Origin of the sequence: Aminobacter sp. Piv2-1, assembly GCF_037625995.1 — a bacterium.
Classification (GTDB): domain Bacteria; phylum Pseudomonadota; class Alphaproteobacteria; order Rhizobiales; family Rhizobiaceae; genus Aminobacter.
The window spans coordinates 149,661-166,090 of sequence record NZ_JARKMU010000012.1; the positions used below are offsets into that span (position 1 = coordinate 149,661).

Below are 16,430 nucleotides of genomic sequence, written 5' to 3' on the forward strand. Positions count from 1 at the left end.
TTCGACAAACAAGTGCCAAGAGACGTTTACAAACGATCGATTATCCGTATCTTCTATGTTTGTAAATTCGCCTTCAACACGGCTCTCAGGCTCTCCAAATGGCCAAAACACCGCCCAATCCCTCTTCCCGTCGACCACAGGGCCGGCTTATCGGCTATGCGCGCGTCTCCACGGACGAGCAGGCGACGGAAGCGCAGGAGATGGAACTGAGGTCGGCCGGATGCGACACAATCATCCAGGAGCATGGTTCCGGCGCCTCGCGGACCCGCCCTGCCCTCGCCCGGCTTGTGCGCGAGATCGGCGCCGGCGACACCCTCGTTGTCGTTCGCCTCGACCGCCTGGCGCGCTCGGTGAGCCACCTGCTCAATGTCATCGAGGAGCTGACGTCTAAAGGCGCCTATTTCCGCTCGCTGAGCGATCCCATCGATACCACGACGCCGCAGGGGATGTTTTCGCTGCAGGTCCTTGGCGCCGTCGCCCAGCTGGAACGGGCTCTTAACTCGGAGCGGACGAAAGCAGGCGTCAAAGCCGCCAAGGCAAAAGGTCGGCTACCAGGCAATCCTGGGGTTCGGGAACGTCGGCCGGAGATGCTGGCCAAGATGACGGCTGCTCAGAAGGCGGCCTACGGCGCGCGCATCCAGTCCACTGCCAATCAATGGCTTCCGATCGTCCGGCGAATGCGACCGGACGACACCTGGGACGACATCTCGCGCGTCCTCAAGCAACGCGGCTTCGATTGGACCCCTGAGCGCCTGCGGCGCGCGGTGAAGTGGATGGTCAGCGAAGGCATGGCCGACAAGTCGCTTCTGAGAAAGTCGCCGCCACGACCGCCCGAGGACCGCCTGATGACGCTTGTGGCGGGGATCCATTCCTCCAATCCGGAGCTCACCTTGCGCGAAATCGCAAACCAGCTCGAGCGCCTTCATGAGCGCACGCCGCGGGGCGGTACGAGGTGGGCGCCCTCTTCCGTCAAGAATCTTCTCGACCGGGCAAAACGCAGCGGCCTGCTCGAGGCAGCCTGAGCACGGAAGCCGGAATGACGTTGGGGCGCGAACGCGGTACAGATCGCGGGTGCCGACCGTCGCCAGCATACGCCAACGAACCCGGAGAGCGCTGCAATGGAAACGATGACCGTCAACAGCCGGGACGACTTCGCGCAATGGGCGATCGCGCGGGCCCAATCGATCCTGGAGGACCAAGGTTCGGATCTCGCTACAGCGGTCCGGAACGAAGACGAACGACGGATCGGTGAAACCGCGAACGCTCTTGGCCAAGCGATCGTCGACGCACTGCTCGAGGCATTCGACGGGCTTGTCGACGGCGACTGAGCACAGAGTTTCTGCCGAAGGATGGCCGGAGGAAATAAGGCAGTTCGGCTCATCGAGGCACCCTCAGCTTCTCGGGCGTTCCAGTGACCGCAGCAGCGCGTCCGAGACCTCCAAACGCTCGCCTGCCTTGTTCCCATCGCTTTGCGGCTCCGTAGGCTTTTCGGCGGAAGACCGGCGGGCATCTAGCTTGGCGCGCAAAAGCGCCATTACCATCGGCCAGGTGGAGAATTTGCCCTCCCTCGCCTTGTCCGTCAGGCTGCGCAGGTAACCGCCAGCGCTGTTGATCTGGTCGGTGCGCTGCAGGATCGCCGCGAGCGTAATCGCGGCCTGAACCTCGCCCATGGCCTCGCAGGCTTCTCGCCAGGCGCTGGGGCTGACCCCAAGCAGTGGCCGGGCCACCTCCGCGGCCGCCAGAAAGTCCCGCCAGTGGCGTATCTCGCCCCCTGGCACCAAATCCTTCACGTCCGGGCAAGCATCAAGCACGATCCCCAAGGGCAACTCTCGCTTCGGCAAGCTCCGCAGGTTGTCGTTTTCCGCGGCGCTGCCGCCCGCTTCATTCTCTTTTCGAGAGCCCTCTTCAGATTCAGATATGGAGTCTGGGTTTGAATTCTGTATGTGGCGACCAGAATGGGACTCATTGGCATCCGGATTCTGTGTTTTTGCGAATGATTCCAGTATCTCGAGGATCTCCGTGTAGAGACCGTGGAGATCGCAGCAGATATCCTCAATGAGTTGCCGGGGGGCCGATCGCGGCAAGCGGCTGACAATCGCCTGGTAGGTCTGCTGTACCCTGCCCCAATTGCCCGGAACGTTCTCCTCGATGCCCGTCTCGATGAGCTTGACGACGTCGCGGCGCAGCAGCGTGAGACGTTCCTTGGCAAGCCGAAAGGCATTCTTTTCGGCCCGAACCGCGTCCGCCAGTTCCTCGAACTCCTCCGCTCGGGCAACGATCGGGGACAGATCGAACCCATATGCCTGCTCGACCTGCCCTCCTCTGCCCTTGCGGGCATAGCGTTTGCCGTTCGGACTATCGCGACGAATGATCAGCCCGCAGTCGACCAGGACGGCCAGGTGCCGCCGCAGCGTTGTCGCCGGCATTCCGTTTGCACGGGCCATGAGCTGCTCGTTCGACGGCCAGACAATCAGTTCACCGTCGCCCGAGAGCTCCGCTTCCGGATGGAACGAGAGCAGGGCGTTGAGAATGGCGAGTCCGCGGTCCGTGGCGCCGATCAGATCGCGTGCCTCCCGGATCGAATGGAACACTTTCCATTTCTGGACCTGCGCGCCTTCCGGCACGGTCTTCGCCACAGCCTGGCTTGCCATCATGCCAAGCGACATCGTTCGCCGCCCAAAGGGTGTCGTTGGGGTATGCGTCTGCATTTCTCTTCACCTATCGCTAGGCAAAAGAAACCTGCTCGCCGAATTGGCGCTCAAACCGACCTGAATGGTCTTGACTATGATTCGCGGAAGTGGGATTCTCTCAGTCGCCAAACTTAAAGAGAAGGTCTTCCGGAATGCCGTTTCGGGGGCCTTTTTCTTTTGCGCTCAATCTCCGTTTGTGGTTGCTCGTTTTTCCCGACGGAAAGCCTCATACAACTCGCTGAGATTTTCCGAGAGGTAGTCACCGAACGCTGTTGCGTCGGTCCCCTTCGCCTTCAGGGCGATGGTGAATTTCTTGCCACTGGCCACCATCTCCGCGGTAACACGCCCATCAGACGGCGCCCAAGTGCGTTTAGATGGTGCCGGCGCGGCACGGCGCCGTGGCTTTGAGGCTTTCAGCTTCGCGACGATAGCTTCGAACCGCGCTTCGCTTGGCATCCCTTGAAAATCGGAATTCGACGTCAGAGCCAGGGCAGCGTCGACATTGCCCGGCTTGCCGAGGAGGAGCTTGAGTTCGTACCAGCGATCACGACCGACGGCTTTGGCGCGGCCGATCGCTTCGAGCAGGTCCTTGGGTATCGACGCGACAGAGAGCATCTTCGAAAGTGTCGGCCGATCGACACCGATCGCGGCGAGGGCGGTCGCGTTGTCCTCGTCGAATTTCCGTTGAACGATGTCGGCGGCAAACAGCGCTTTCTCGATGAAGGACGTGTTCGCTCGTGCGTTGTTTTCCTGTCCCTGGGCGATCACATGGTCGCGCTCGGAGATCTCTTTAATGACAGCGCGAAGCTTGACACCAAGCTCCTTAGCGGCGCGCCAGCGGAGGCGACCGAAGACAAGCATGTATCGGCCGGACCGCTCGGGATGAGGGCGAAGGAGGGCCGGGGAGTTCTGACCGGAACTGCGGATCGACTCCAGCACCTGGGCGTAGTCGGCCTCGTAGTCTTCCTGATCAACGTTGAGCCGGTCGTTGGCGAAGGATTGGTCCACCAAGTCGGGGTCAACCTCGATTATCGTCTCGCCCTCGAGCAGCTTGCCTGCCTGCGCTGCCATTTCGTCGATCGAGCTTATAAGCGAGCGTGATGCACCCTTGAAGGCGTAGTCTCGCGCGACCGGGCGCTCGGCGGGAACGTTGCCGTTGTCCATAATGCTCGCAAAGGGATTTTTCCGCGCCATTTGACTAGCACCCCCTTATCCGACTTATGCGCTTGAAACCGCGTACTTTTTTGGCGGTTTTGACGGCAGTCAACATCACAGCCGCCCCCATGCCTGGTGAATCAGTCCCTGAATCTCGAAGTTCACGGCATCCATGCTGTCGATTGCACGATCGTAAGTATCCCGATTGAAGTTCGATCGCTCGACCTCATAGAGCGTCTGCTTGGTGAGGCCGGCGTCGGAAATCGCCGTGGATTTGAGCATCGGGTTCTTCAGGATTTCCTCGGCAAGCATCGACTGCATGAAGCCGACCATCTGCGCCTGGGGAATGTCCGTGGGTTCGTATCGGGTGATGAGATAGCGCAGCCAGTCCAGCTGGACGTGCGCGCCAGCATTCTTGATCGACTTCATGATGTTGCCCAGCATCAGCAGAAACTGACTCATGGACATCAGGTCCAGCATCTGCGGATGGACTGTAATTAGAACCGACGTGGCGGCCGAGAGTGCCGAGAGCGTCAGGTAGCCAAGCTGAGGAGGGCAATCGATGACCACGACGTCATAGCGGTCACTGACCGAATCCAACGCCTTGGCGACCCTTGTGAAGAACCGCTTTCCTTCTTGAGACGGAGACTGCATCGCAAGCGGCGTCTCGTACTCATATTCCTGCAGTTCAAGGTTCGCAGGGATGATGTCGAGCAACGGGAAATTCGTCTTGCGAATAACGTCTTCGACGGGCGCCGCATCCTCATATCGGATCGCATCGTAGAGCGAGGGGTTCTTGTCGAGCTCGGGCTGGAAGCCATGGAGGGCCGATAGCGAAGCCTGCGGATCGAGATCCACCGTCAGGACCCTGTGACCCGTGAGCGCAAGGTGCTGCGCCAAATGTGCCGTGGTGGTGGTCTTTCCCGACCCGCCTTTGAAATTGACGACCGCAATGACCTGCAGCTTTTCGCCGGGTTTGCGGTAGGGCACATACTTCTTGGAATCCGATCGCCCGTGCTTATCGAGATAGTCCCGCAGCTCGGTCATCTGCTCGGCCGAGTAAAAGCGCCGTCCGCCGGCAACGACGAACGGCTCGGGGCCTTTCTTTTCGAGATGGAGGCGTTTCAGATTGTTTGGACTGATCCCGAGATAATGGGCGACCTCGGCCATCGAGAACCGCCGAAGCGTCTTCTGCCCTTCGGTCGGAAACTTCTCGACCCTCAGTTGGTCGAGCTTGCGCGAGATCTCGGCCCCTTGGGCGAGGATCTTGTCGTCAAACTCAAAACTTGGGAGAAATGCCATCTCCGCTTTGTCCCCCGAACGAGAAAATAGCGCCATATTCAGCCATTCGGCCAATCTGGCGCCAGTATGAGCGATTCCCGTTCTCTGGCAAGCGATTTTAGGTTAACAGAAGGTTGCCAGAAGGGCGACCAAGAACGGCGGAAGCCGTGACTTTGGCGGCCTTTTCCCTTTTCTCTCAGTCACTTAACAACTTTGCCCGATGATACCTGGAGCAAATCCTGGCCCGGCAGAATTGCCGGGGCCGAACCCGGCCGTTGGGCCCGGGGAAACCAAATATCCTCCAATCCGCCGTCCGGAACCCGACTCACCCCAACCAAACCCGGCAATTCTGCCGGGCTGACGGAACGTAGTTATCCATGATCGATAGGCCCGTCGATCGCATTTGTAGGACGGAAACATGCCATGGAGACGAGAGCGGTGCAGAGCCGCTCGATACGAGACATCTGCGTCTAGCGAGGTCCAGTTTGTGGAAGTTGCCGGATGAGCCGGGCGCGATCGCACGACCGGCTCGTGCGCAAACTGCAGGACGCGCTCGGCGAGGCGATCTGCGGGGCACTCGAGGATCCGCTGGTCGTCGAGATCATGCTCAATCCCGATGGCCGGCTGTTCGTTGAACGGTTGGGGCAGGGGGTCGGGCCCATTGGTGAGCTCGCGCCCGGCGCAGCCGAAATCATTATCGGCAGCGTGGCCCATGCGCTGCAGACCGAGGTGGATGCGAGCCAGCCGATCATCTCGGGCGAACTCCCGATCGGCGGGCACCGCTTCGAGGGTCTGCTCCCACCAATCGTCGCTGCGCCCACGTTCACCATTCGAAGGCGGGCATCCCGGCTCATTCCGCTCGAGGAATATGTGCGCGCAGGAATCATGACTCACCGCCAGGCAACCGTGCTGCGGAGCGCCGTTGCCTCGCGCATGAACATCGTGATCAGCGGCGGAACCGGATCGGGCAAGACTACGCTTGCCAACGCAGTGATTGCTGAGATCGTCGCCCGGTCGCCCGATGACCGTCTGGTCATCCTGGAAGACACCGCGGAAATCCGGTGCGGCGCCGAGAACGCGGTTGCCCTTCATACCAGCGACACAGTGGACATGGCCCGGCTTCTCAAGAGCACGATGCGGCTGAGGCCGGACCGGATCATTGTCGGCGAGGTTCGCGACGGTGCCGCGCTCACCCTCATCAAGGCATGGAATACCGGCCACCCGGGCGGCGTGACGACTATTCATGCCGACAGCACCATCTCCGCGCTTCGCCGCCTCGAGCAATTGACCGCAGAGGTCAGCCAGCAGCCGATGCGAGAAGTGATCGGTGAAGCCGTCGACCTCGTCGTTTCGATCGAACGCGCCGGCCACGGGCGGCGGGTGCGTGATGTCATGTATGTCACCGGCTTCGACGGCGCGCGCTACGCGACAGATCACCATCCCCAGATCGACGAGGAAAGTCATGCCGCGTAACAGCCGCGCTCTGGCCGCCATCCCGGTTGCGGCAACGCTCCTACTTGTCGCTCTTGCAACGCCGGCGCTCGCCTCAAGTGGCGGCGGTCTGCCCTGGGAGGGGCCGCTCCAGCAGATACAGCAATCGATCACCGGTCCGGTTGCGGGGTTCATCGCGCTGGCCGCCGTTGCGGTCGCAGGCGGCATGCTCATCTTTGGCGGAGAGCTCAACGATTTCGCGCGCCGGCTGATGTATGTCGTGTTGGTCGCCGGCATCCTCCTCGGCGCCACGCAGATCGTTGGCCTATTCGGCGCGAGCGGCGCCTCGATCGGCTATCCGGCCGACGAGGCGCCGCCGGCCGGGGCAGGGGAGGGGAGCGATGGCTGAGCCAGGCGTTGCTCTCACACGATCCCGCATCCATCGGGCGCTTTCGCGCCCGAACCATTTGATGGGGGCCGATCGGGAGCTGGTGTTGCTGACCGGTCTTGCCGCGGTGATCCTGATCTTCGTGGTCCTGACGTGGTTTTCCGTGCTGCTCGGGATCGCTATCTGGACCGCCGCGTTGGCTGCGCTTCGCATGATGGCCAAAGCCGATCCGATGATGCGGCAGGTCTATCTGCGCCATATTCGCTACCGCGCGGGCTACCGTCCGACCGCCTCACCATGGCGGAGGCCCTGACTGGAATGGTCGCGCTTCGTCAGTTCCGCAACACCCGGCCGTCCTTCTCCGACCTTCTGCCCTATGCGGGCCTGGTCGACGACGGCGTGATCCTGCTCAAGGATGGGTCGGTGATGGCCGGCTGGTATTTTGCCGGCCCGGACTCGGAAAGCTCGACCAATCTCGAGCGCAATGAGGTGTCGAGGCAGATCAACACGATTCTGTCCCGGTTCGGCTCGGGCTGGATGATCCAGGTCGAGGCGGTGCGCATCCCCACCGTCGCCTATCCCGCACGCGAGGACTGTCATTTCCCTGAGCCTGTGACACGCGCGATCGACAACGAACGCCGGGCGCATTTCGAGGCCGAAAGCGGGCATTACGAGAGCCAGCACGCGATCATTCTCACTTACCGGCCGCCCGAACGACGGCGGTCGGGCCTCGCACGCTATGTCTATTCTGACAGTGACAGCCGCTCGGAGACCTACGCCGATGTGGTCCTGGAGACCTTCCGCACGTCTATCCGCGAGTTCGAGCAGTATCTGGCCAATGTGCTTTCGATCCGGCGCATGGTGACGCGCACGGTCGCCGACCCTGAGACCGGCCGCGAGATCCAGTACGATGAACTCTTCCAGTTCATCCGGTTCTGCATCGTGGGAGAGAGCCATCCGGTTCGACTGCCGGCGATCCCGATGTATCTCGACTGGCTGGCCACGGCCGAGTTCCACCATGGCCTCTCGCCGGTGGTCGACGGGCGGTATCTGGCCGTCGTCGCGATCGACGGGCTTCCGGCCGAGAGCTGGCCGGGCATTCTCAATTCGCTCGACCTGATGCCGCTCACTTACCGGTGGTCGAGCCGCTTCATTTTCCTCGACGACCAGGAAGCGCGTGCAAAGCTCGAACGCACCCGCAAGAAATGGCAGCAGAAGGTGCGGCCGTTCTTCGACCAGCTTTTCCAGACCCAGAGCCGCGCGGTCGACCAGGACGCCATGACGATGGTCGCCGAGGCCGAGGACGCCATTGCCGAGGCCTCTTCCCAGCTCGTCGCCTTTGGCTATTACACACCGGTGATCGTCCTCTTCGATACCGACGACGCGCGGTTGCGCGACCAGGCCGAGGCGGTGCGCCGGCTTGTCCAGGCCGAAGGGTTCGGCGCGCGCATCGAGACACTCAATGCGACCGAAGCCTATCTCGGCAGCCTGCCGGGCATCACCTATGCCAATGTCCGCGAACCGCTCGTCAACACGCGCAATCTGGCGGACCTCATTCCTCTCAACTCGGTCTGGTCAGGCAGCACGACCGCGCCGTGCCCGTTCTATCCGACCGGATCCCCACCCTTGATGCAGGTCGCTTCGGGCTCGACGCCCTTCCGGCTGAACCTTCATGTCGACGATGTAGGGCATACGCTCGTGTTCGGTCCGACCGGTTCGGGCAAGTCGACATTGCTCGCGCTGATTGCGGCCCAGTTTCGCCGCTACGAGAACGCGCAGATCTTCGCCTTCGACAAGGGCCGGTCCCTGCGCCCGCTCACGATCGCCGCGGAGGGCGATCATTATGAGGTCGGGGCAGGGGAGGGGACTTCCCTGTCGTTCTGCCCGCTGGCCGAGTTGTCGACCGAGGGAGATCGGGCCTGGGCAAGCGAATGGATCGAGACGCTGATCGCTATGCAAGGTGTTGCGATCACACCAGATCATCGCAACGCGATCTCGCGGCAGGTCGGCCTCATGGCGTCGGCGCGCGGCCGCTCGCTCTCGGATTTCGTGAGCGGGGTGCAGATGCGCGAAATCAAGGACGCGCTCCACCATTACACGGTCGACGGGCCGATGGGGCAACTTCTCGACGCCGAGGAAGACGGGCTGGCGCTCGGCGCGTTCCAGACCTTTGAAATCGAGGAGCTGATGAACATGGGCGAGCGCAATCTCGTGCCCGTGCTCCTCTATCTCTTCCGCAGGATCGAAAAACGCCTGACGGGCGCGCCCAGTCTCATTGTTCTCGACGAGGCCTGGCTAATGCTCGGCCATCCCACCTTCAGGGACAAGATCAGGGAGTGGCTCAAGGTGCTGCGCAAGGCGAACTGCGCGGTGCTTCTGGCGACACAGTCGATATCCGACGCCGAACGGTCGGGCATCATCGACGTGCTCAAGGAAAGCTGTCCGACCAAGATCTGCCTGCCGAACGGCGCCGCGCGAGAGCCGGGCACGCGCGAATTCTATGAGCGCATCGGCTTCAACGAGCGCCAGATCGAGATCGTCGCGACGGCAACGCCGAAGCGCGAATACTACGTCGCAAGCCCCGAGGGCAGGCGGCTATTCGACATGGCGCTTGGCCCGGTCGCGCTCGCCTTCGCTGGCGCCTCGGGCAAGGAAGACCTCAATCGCATCGATCAGCTGCACAAGGATCATGGTCCGGACTGGCCGGCTGCGTGGCTTTTGGAAAGGGGTATAGGCAATGCCGAAGCCATTCTCACACGCGATTAGGATCACCGCCGCCTCGGTGGTGAGCGCCTGCCTGGCTTTCACGGGCCCGGCGCATGCCGGCGCGGTCACGGGGAACGCAACCGAATGGACGCAGCTGCTCAACAACGCCGAGCTGGTGGGGCTCACAGGCCAGTCGGCCGAGCAGATCCAGAACCAGATGACGCAGATCACGCAACTTTCCGAGCAAATCCAGAACCAGATCCGCATCTACGAGAACATGCTGCAGAACACGTTGCAGCTGCCCGATCACATCTGGGGGCAGGTCGAAAGCGAACTCATGCAACTCCAGAGCCTCGTCAACCAGGGCGAGGGCATCGCCTTTGCGATGGGCAATATCGACGACGTTCTCAAGCAACGCTTCGAGAGCTTCGCCGAGTTCGAGACGGGGCTCGCGAACGGCGAGGATTTTTCCTCGAGCTATCAGTCATGGTCGGACACCAACCGCGAGACGATTTCGGCGACGCTGCGGGCGGCCGGGCTGACGGCCGATCAGTTCGCCAGTGAAGAGGCGACGATGAGCCAACTTCGCTCGATGTCGCAGAGCTCCGTCGGACAGATGCAGGCGCTTCAGGTCGGCCATCAGATTGCCGCGCAACAGGTGGCGCAGACGCAGAAACTGCGCGGCCTCGTCTCCCAGCAGATCACGATGATGGCGACCTGGCATCAATCCGAGCAGGCCGCAAAGGATCTCGCGCAGACACGTCGAGAGGACTTTTTCAACTCGAACGCGCCGTCGACATCGGGCGGCCAGGTCATGGAGCCGCGCTGGTGACGAGAACACTTATCATCGTGGCGGCGGCCACTGTCATTGTCGGAATCGCTGTTGCGATCTGGGTCGTCCCGAACCTTGGCGGGGAACCGGACCGGGCACGCAGAGTCCTCGACAGACCGACTGAGTATGACACCACCGGCGGGCAGGAGATGCGGCCGCGCTGGGGCAACGGAGAGGGGCAGGGCGATGAGGCCCCCGAGAACTAAACTCGCCCTTGCCGTATTCCTCGGGGCCCTGCTTCTTCTCCAGCCCGCCCTTGCACAGGATGGCTCGCTCCTCACGACGCTGGAAAACGAGGTCGCGGACGCCGCGCAGGGTTGGGAGACGACCGTCATGCAGGCGGCCCGCTCGCTGTTCTGGATCCTTGCCGGCATCGAGGTTGGCATCGCTGCGGTCTGGCTGGCCCTCGGTGCGGCATCGCTCGACACGTGGTTCGCCGAGTTGGTGCGGCGCATCATGTTCATCGGCCTGTTCGTCTTCATCCTTGAGCAGGGACCGGACTTCGCACGGGCAATGGTCGACAGCCTGTTCCAGATCGGCGCAGGGGGCGGATCGGCCTCACCGGCGAACGTCTTCAATGCCGGCCTGCAGGTCGCCAGCCAGATGTCGGAGAAAGCGCAGTTCGGGCTGTTCGAGGACAACGCGCTGGCGATCGCGGCGGTGTTCGCCATGGTGATCGTCGTCATTGCCTTCAGCCTGGTGGCCGCGATCTTCGTGGCCGTGATGGCCGAGATGTATGTCGGGCTGCTCGCCGGGATGATCATGCTGGGTCTCGGCGGCTCGAGCTTCACCAAGGACTTCGCCGTCCGGTATCTCGTCTATGCGTTCTCGGTCGGCATGAAGCTGATGGCGCTGGTGATGATCGCGCGCATCGGTTCTGAAGTCCTCATCAATCTCGCCAACTCCCCCTCGGGCGCCGACGAGTTTCTCTCCACGCTGGCGATCGGCGGCATTTCCGTCGTGGTGTTCGTCATCGCCATGTACGTACCCAACATCGTCCAGGGTGTCGTGCAGGGGGTATCGGTGACCGGCGGCATGGAGACGATCCGCCACGGCGGCCAGGCCGCAACCATGGCCGCCGGCAGCGCCGCGCTGGCCTGGGGCGGCGCGAGGGCAGGGGCCTCGGCCTATTCCGATGCACGGGCCGCTGGCAGCTCGTTCGGAGCCGCGGCGCTCAAAGGCATGACCAGCGGCGCGACGGCAGCCGGCTCCGCGCTCGCCTCGGCCGGGCGGGACAAGGCGATCGGCGTTCCCGGCACCTGGGGGGCATCGACGCTCGGCCTTGCCAATTCCAAGCTCGATCAGAGCCAGGGCCGCCCCACCACCAGAAAATCAGCAGACGACAAGGCGTGACCATGGCCGCAAAGAGCCCACCGGAAAATCCCTACCTTGCCGCACGCCAGGAATGGAACGAGCGCTACGGCTCGTATGTGAAAGCGGCCGCGTCCTGGCGCATCGTCGGCGTGACGGGGATGCTGATGGCGGTGATTGGCTTCTCCTATGCGCTTTATCAGAGCACGCAGGTGCAGCTGGTGCCCTACATCGTGGAAGTCGATCGGCTCGGCACGGCGGTGAGCGCCGGCTTCCCGCAACAGATCGAATATGCCGACCCTCGCGTCGTGCGTGCCACGCTTGGCAGCTTCGTAAGCAATTTCCGTTCGGTCACGCCCGATGCCGTGGTCCAGAAGCAATATATCGACCGCACCTATGCGCACTTGCGCGCCGCCGATCCGGCGACCGAGAAGGTCAACGCCTGGTTTCGGGGCAACTCTCCGTTCGACCGCGCCCGCACGATGACGGTGGCCATCGAGGTCACGAACATCGTGCCGCTTTCCAACCAGAGCTACCAGGTCGACTGGACGGAATATGAGCGCGACCGGCAGGGCAGGGAACAGGACGTAAAGCGGTTTCGGGGCGTCGCCACGGTCACCCTGACGCCGCCCCAGGACGAGGCAGTCATCCGCCTCAACCCGATCGGCCTTTACCTCAGAGATTTCGACTGGACGGCGCAGCTGTGAGTGCCCGGAGGATCCCTTTCATGAACATACCCAGACTCCGGAGCGCAGCATTCTGCACCGGGCTTGTTTTCTCGACAATTGCAGTGCCGGCCCTGGCACAGCCCCTGAGTGTCAACGAACAGCGTGGCACGAGCCTCTCCAGCCAGTGGCAGCAAGGGCAGGGGGTCGTGACGCGCGGCCCCGACGGTAAGGTCATCTTCCTCTTCGGCCAGGTTCAGCCATCGGTGGTCTGCTCGCCGCTGCAGGTGTGCGACATCGAACTCCAGCCGGGCGAAATCGTGCGCGACGTGCTGCTCGGCGACACTGTGCGCTGGAAGGTCGAACCGGCGACGTCGGGCGCGCCGGGCAGCCAGGCAGTGCATCTGATCGTCAAACCATCGGAACCCGGCCTCGTCACCTCGATGGTGGTGACGACCTCGCGGCGCACCTACCACATCCAGCTCAAGTCCCATCAGACGAATTACATGGCGCGGGTGGGTTTCGAATATCCCGAAGACGTCAATGCCCGCTTTGCCGAGATTGCCACGCGCATGGAGGCGAGCATCGTGCCCGGCGCAGGCGTGCCGGCCGAGCAACTCAATTTCTCGTTTCGTGTGAGCGGAACGGCGCGGTGGCGGCCGACCCGCATCTACAGCGACGGCCAGAAAACCTACATCCAGTTCCCCTCGTCGCTGTCAGGCCAGGATGCGCCGGTGCTGTTCGTGATTTCCGGCGGCGAGAACCGGATCGTCAACTACCGCATGAACGGCACCATGATGGTGGTCGACTACTACGTCGACAGCGCGATCCTGGTCTCGGGCGTCGGACGCTCCCAGGAGAAAGTCACGATCAGGCGGGGAGGGTAGGAGATGCACAAGTCTATTCTCCAACCTCGCCTGGTGGTTTTCGTCCTGTTCGCGGCCCTGTTGGCCGGGTGCCAGACCCTGGGCGGGGCGGGTCTAGTCACGAGTTCTGCGACCGCAGAGCTCACTCCGGAGGCGGCGTCCTCGATCGCAGGGGACATGGTCGGGCGATTTGCCGAGCAGGTTGGTCCAGGCACGACGACGATCCAGCTTGAGCCGGACGGCTCCATATTCGGCGAGGCGCTCGAGTCTTCGCTGAAGGGTTGGGGCTATGCCGTCGCCACGGACCAGACGACAGAGGGCACGGCTACCGTTCCCCTCGCCTACGTCGTCGACGCATTCGAGGGTAGCATCCTGGTCCGGTTGTCGACCCGAACACTCGACCTCACGCGCATGTACCAGATGGGCGGAGAGGGGGCGACGCCGATCTCTCCACTTTCGGTCATGCAGCGCGCGGCAAGAGAACCGTCATGACCGAGAGTCTCAAGCTCGGTGGCTCCGATCTGACTGGCGGGCCGCGAATCCGGCGCCTCAATCGCCTGCCGATCGTCGTAGCGATCATGCTGGTGGTGCTCTTTCTGGCCGCGATTTTCTATGGCCTGTCCTCGCGCGGCATTCGCCTGGGCGATGACGATGCAGCGTTCACACCTGGCTCCCGCCCGGCCTCGACGCATGCCGACCAGCTCAAGGAGGGTGTCCCGGACGGCATCATCGGCGAACCGGCGCAACCGCAACCGCAACCGATTCCGATTGAGCCGGCGGAGCCAGAGGAAAACCCGTTCATGCCGGAGCCACCGGATGCGTCCACGGCCGAACAGCAACGGGCGGCTCTGGAGCCCGAAGAGATATGGCGAGCCAGACTTGAGCGAGAGCAAGAAGAACAGCTCATGCGCGAGCTCCACCGTCAGCGCATGGCGCGCTATCAAGCCAATGACGCGGCGTTCGATTCCCCGATCGCCGTTTCGCTGGGCGGCTTTTCGGCTGACGCCAACGACGGCAGAGCCACGGTGCCTGGCCAATCGCAATCGTCGACAACGCGGCCGCAGAGCGCGCTTGACCTATACGCCGCGGCCATGGAGGCGGGGCTTGGTGGCGCCAGGGACGCGAACGGGCAAGCGGCCAAGGAGCGCTTCTTCAATCAGGACATCCGGGACCTTGGTTACCTTCCCAATCCCGTCGTCGGCCAGATTTCGCCCTATGAGCTCAAGCGCGGGTCGGTCATCCCGGCCACGCTGATTACGGGCATCAATTCGGACCTTCCCGGGCGGATTACGGCTCAGGTCTCGCAGAATGTCTATGACAGCGCGACGGGTCGGCACCTTCTCATCCCGCAGGGATCGAAGCTCTTCGGCCGCTACGATTCCGAGGTCACATTCGGGCAGGACGGCGTACTTGTCATCTGGACCGATCTCATCTTTCCGAACGGATCGACGCTGCAGATCGGCGGCATGGCGGGGACCGATGCCGCAGGCTACGGTGGCTTCCGGGATCAGGTCGACAACCATTATCTGCGCACGTTCGGATCGGCGATCCTCGTCGCCCTGATCGGGGCCGGGACCGAAATGATGCTGCCGCAGGACCGCAACAGCTTCGGCACGGCCAACAGTGCCGAGGACGCCGCCCGGCGCTCCTTCGCCGAAACCTTCGGGCAGATCTCCGAGCAGACGGTCTCGCGCAACCTCAATGTCCAGCCGACACTCGAGATCCGTCCAGGCTACCGGTTCAATGTCCTGGTCGACCAGGACGTCGTCTTCCCCGGGTCGTATCGATAGCTATGACCCCTTTCGTTTTCAACGCACCGTGCAGAAGGGTCGCCTTCTGTCGCACGGCTTGCCATTGGACCCGCCCACCATTGAACGCCAATCTGCTCAATCTCATCGACAGGCTTTCGCTGCCGCTCGACGAGCGTGCGGCCCGTGGGTCTTTGCGGGATTTCGCGGAAGATACGGGCTTCGACTTCTTCGCCTACCTCTATCTTCGCGGTCCCGAGAGTTTTGCGGTCTCGAACTACCCGCGCGCGTGGCAGGAGCTCTATGTGCAACGGGAGTTCATTTGGGTCGATCCGGTGGTGACCAAGGCAAAGCACGGACCGCCGTTGTTCTCATGGTCGGCGGATGAGGCGAGGCGCAACGGGCGGCGGGACGTGATCAGGTTCTGCGTTGAGGCGGAGCGGTTCGGCATCAGGTCCGGGATCTCCATCTCGATTCCTGTCGGATTCAGGGACCGCATGGTGTTTACGCTCGCGAGCGGGAGGGCTGTATCGACGCTGAGCGAGGACATCGATCCGGTGACCGCTGCGGTTGCGGTCGCTTTCGTGCACTCGCGGTTGGGAGCGGCGAGCGGAGACGTGTCGCTTGCCTCCGGCATCCGGCTCTCACCGCGCGAGGCGGAGTGCCTGCGCTGGTTCGCGGAAGGGATGGCGATGCAGGACATCGCGCACATGCTGGACATCTCGTATCGGTCGGTGCGGTCCTACATCGACACCGCTACAAGCAAACTTGGCGCCGCGAACAACCGACAGGCAGGCACTATTGCCACGCGAATCGGGCTGATCTAATCACGACCAAGCCGGCTAATTGAGTACCGGGCGCTGTCCGTCGACCTCGGGCACGAATCCGAGACGTTCGATCACCAGGCTCACTATTAGATGCTGGGCGTGGAGGTTGAGCATGGCGATCCAATAGTCGTGCCCCAGATGCCCCAGATGCCCCAGATGCCCCAGATGCCCCAGATGCCCCAGATGCTCGTCTCTCGAACCGGCGGCGTCAAGCCGGCTGACCTCCTCGAATAGCTCCTGTGCTTTCTGGAGCCGGCTCCTGTTCTCCCGGATAACCGCGACGGCCACCTGCTTCAGCTCGTTCTCTGACAGCTCAGCCAGGAGAGCCTGAATGACACTGGATGTCGCCGCCCGGCCGGGTCCTATGTCGACGTCTGGTTTCCTTCGCATGCAATCCCTGCGGCTTGGTTCGCGGTGCGCCCCCGCGAACGATAAGATCTCGACCCCAAGCCGGGGGTTAGAAAACCGCCACAGACGGTCCCTACGACCTTTAGCACGAGTGCCTGGACATACGCCGCAGGCCCCCGGCC

At 62.7% G+C, this 16,430-nt stretch carries 18 protein-coding genes; 14 read left to right on the forward strand and 4 right to left on the reverse strand.

The features are described from left to right. The first annotated feature begins 98 nt into the window (after positions 1-98). Both AmiPiv_RS20745 and AmiPiv_RS20750 read left to right on the forward strand, forming a co-directional pair. Positions 99-1,022: a recombinase family protein gene (locus AmiPiv_RS20745; protein ID WP_252928241.1), complete on the forward strand. Its 924-nt coding sequence runs from the start codon at positions 99-101 to the stop codon at positions 1,020-1,022. Between the two features lie 96 nt (positions 1,023-1,118). Further along, positions 1,119-1,328 carry a hypothetical protein gene (locus AmiPiv_RS20750; protein ID WP_252928239.1) on the forward strand — a complete coding sequence of 70 codons (210 nt, stop codon included), beginning with the start codon at positions 1,119-1,121 and terminating at the stop codon, positions 1,326-1,328. 63 nt (positions 1,329-1,391) lie between these two features. Here the strand turns inward: AmiPiv_RS20750 and repC are convergent, their stop codons facing one another. The 3 genes from repC to repA form a co-directional block, all read right to left on the reverse strand. Beyond that, a complete protein-coding gene (gene repC / locus AmiPiv_RS20755; RefSeq protein ID WP_252928237.1) occupies positions 1,392-2,708 on the reverse strand; it encodes a plasmid replication protein RepC in 1,317 nt (438 codons plus the stop codon). Positions 2,709-2,873: 165 nt separating this feature from the next. Next, positions 2,874-3,884: a plasmid partitioning protein RepB gene (repB, locus tag AmiPiv_RS20760; protein ID WP_252928235.1), complete on the reverse strand. Its 1,011-nt coding sequence runs from the start codon at positions 3,882-3,884 to the stop codon at positions 2,874-2,876. Positions 3,885-3,959: 75 nt separating this feature from the next. Further along, positions 3,960-5,147, reverse strand: coding sequence for a plasmid partitioning protein RepA (repA, locus tag AmiPiv_RS20765; protein ID WP_252928233.1), 1,188 nt, complete (start codon positions 5,145-5,147; stop codon positions 3,960-3,962). Between the two features lie 480 nt (positions 5,148-5,627). Here repA and trbB point away from each other — a divergent pair, with 480 nt between their 5' ends. From trbB to AmiPiv_RS20820, 12 genes are all read left to right on the forward strand, one after another. Beyond that, complete coding sequence (gene trbB / locus AmiPiv_RS20770; RefSeq protein ID WP_340040441.1) at positions 5,628-6,599, forward strand: P-type conjugative transfer ATPase TrbB; 972 nt, start codon at positions 5,628-5,630, stop codon at positions 6,597-6,599. Next, positions 6,589-6,966: a TrbC/VirB2 family protein gene (locus AmiPiv_RS20775; RefSeq protein ID WP_252928231.1), complete on the forward strand. Its 378-nt coding sequence runs from the start codon at positions 6,589-6,591 to the stop codon at positions 6,964-6,966. The genes trbB and AmiPiv_RS20775 overlap by 11 nt, the downstream gene beginning before the upstream one ends. After that, positions 6,959-7,258 carry a conjugal transfer protein TrbD gene (locus tag AmiPiv_RS20780; protein WP_252928229.1) on the forward strand — a complete coding sequence of 100 codons (300 nt, stop codon included), beginning with the start codon at positions 6,959-6,961 and terminating at the stop codon, positions 7,256-7,258. Before AmiPiv_RS20775 ends, AmiPiv_RS20780 begins: the two co-directional genes overlap by 8 nt. Positions 7,259-7,263: 5 nt before the next feature. Continuing rightward, positions 7,264-9,711, forward strand: a complete 2,448-nt coding sequence (locus AmiPiv_RS20785) for a conjugal transfer protein TrbE (RefSeq protein WP_340040443.1) — start codon at positions 7,264-7,266, stop codon at positions 9,709-9,711. Then, entirely contained in the window at positions 9,683-10,483 is an 801-nt protein-coding gene (trbJ, locus tag AmiPiv_RS20790) for a P-type conjugative transfer protein TrbJ (RefSeq protein ID WP_340040444.1), read from the forward strand. The genes AmiPiv_RS20785 and trbJ overlap by 29 nt, the downstream gene beginning before the upstream one ends. Next, a complete protein-coding gene (gene trbK, locus AmiPiv_RS24800; RefSeq protein ID WP_252928222.1) occupies positions 10,480-10,689 on the forward strand; it encodes an entry exclusion protein TrbK in 210 nt (69 codons plus the stop codon). Before trbJ ends, trbK begins: the two co-directional genes overlap by 4 nt. Then, positions 10,670-11,836 carry a P-type conjugative transfer protein TrbL gene (gene trbL / locus AmiPiv_RS20795; RefSeq protein ID WP_252928221.1) on the forward strand — a complete coding sequence of 389 codons (1,167 nt, stop codon included), beginning with the start codon at positions 10,670-10,672 and terminating at the stop codon, positions 11,834-11,836. Before trbK ends, trbL begins: the two co-directional genes overlap by 20 nt. 2 nt (positions 11,837-11,838) lie before the next feature. Further along, complete coding sequence (locus AmiPiv_RS20800; protein WP_252928259.1) at positions 11,839-12,501, forward strand: conjugal transfer protein TrbF; 663 nt, start codon at positions 11,839-11,841, stop codon at positions 12,499-12,501. A gap of 20 nt (positions 12,502-12,521) precedes the next feature. Next, entirely contained in the window at positions 12,522-13,346 is an 825-nt protein-coding gene (trbG, locus tag AmiPiv_RS20805; protein ID WP_252928217.1) for a P-type conjugative transfer protein TrbG, read from the forward strand. 3 nt (positions 13,347-13,349) lie between these two features. Then, a complete protein-coding gene (gene trbH / locus AmiPiv_RS20810) occupies positions 13,350-13,817 on the forward strand; it encodes a conjugal transfer protein TrbH (RefSeq protein ID WP_223006676.1) in 468 nt (155 codons plus the stop codon). Beyond that, positions 13,814-15,115, forward strand: a complete 1,302-nt coding sequence (trbI, locus tag AmiPiv_RS20815; protein ID WP_252928215.1) for an IncP-type conjugal transfer protein TrbI — start codon at positions 13,814-13,816, stop codon at positions 15,113-15,115. Before trbH ends, trbI begins: the two co-directional genes overlap by 4 nt. Before the next feature lie 80 nt (positions 15,116-15,195). Continuing rightward, positions 15,196-15,900, forward strand: a complete 705-nt coding sequence (locus tag AmiPiv_RS20820; RefSeq protein WP_340040448.1) for an autoinducer binding domain-containing protein — start codon at positions 15,196-15,198, stop codon at positions 15,898-15,900. A gap of 15 nt (positions 15,901-15,915) precedes the next feature. On the opposite strand, the gene AmiPiv_RS20825 is transcribed toward AmiPiv_RS20820, so the two are convergent. Further along, the gene (locus AmiPiv_RS20825) at positions 15,916-16,290 is read right to left on the reverse strand and encodes a transcriptional repressor TraM (protein WP_340040450.1); all 375 of its coding nucleotides are present in this window, start codon (positions 16,288-16,290) and stop codon (positions 15,916-15,918) included. Between the last annotated feature and the right edge of the window lie 140 nt (positions 16,291-16,430).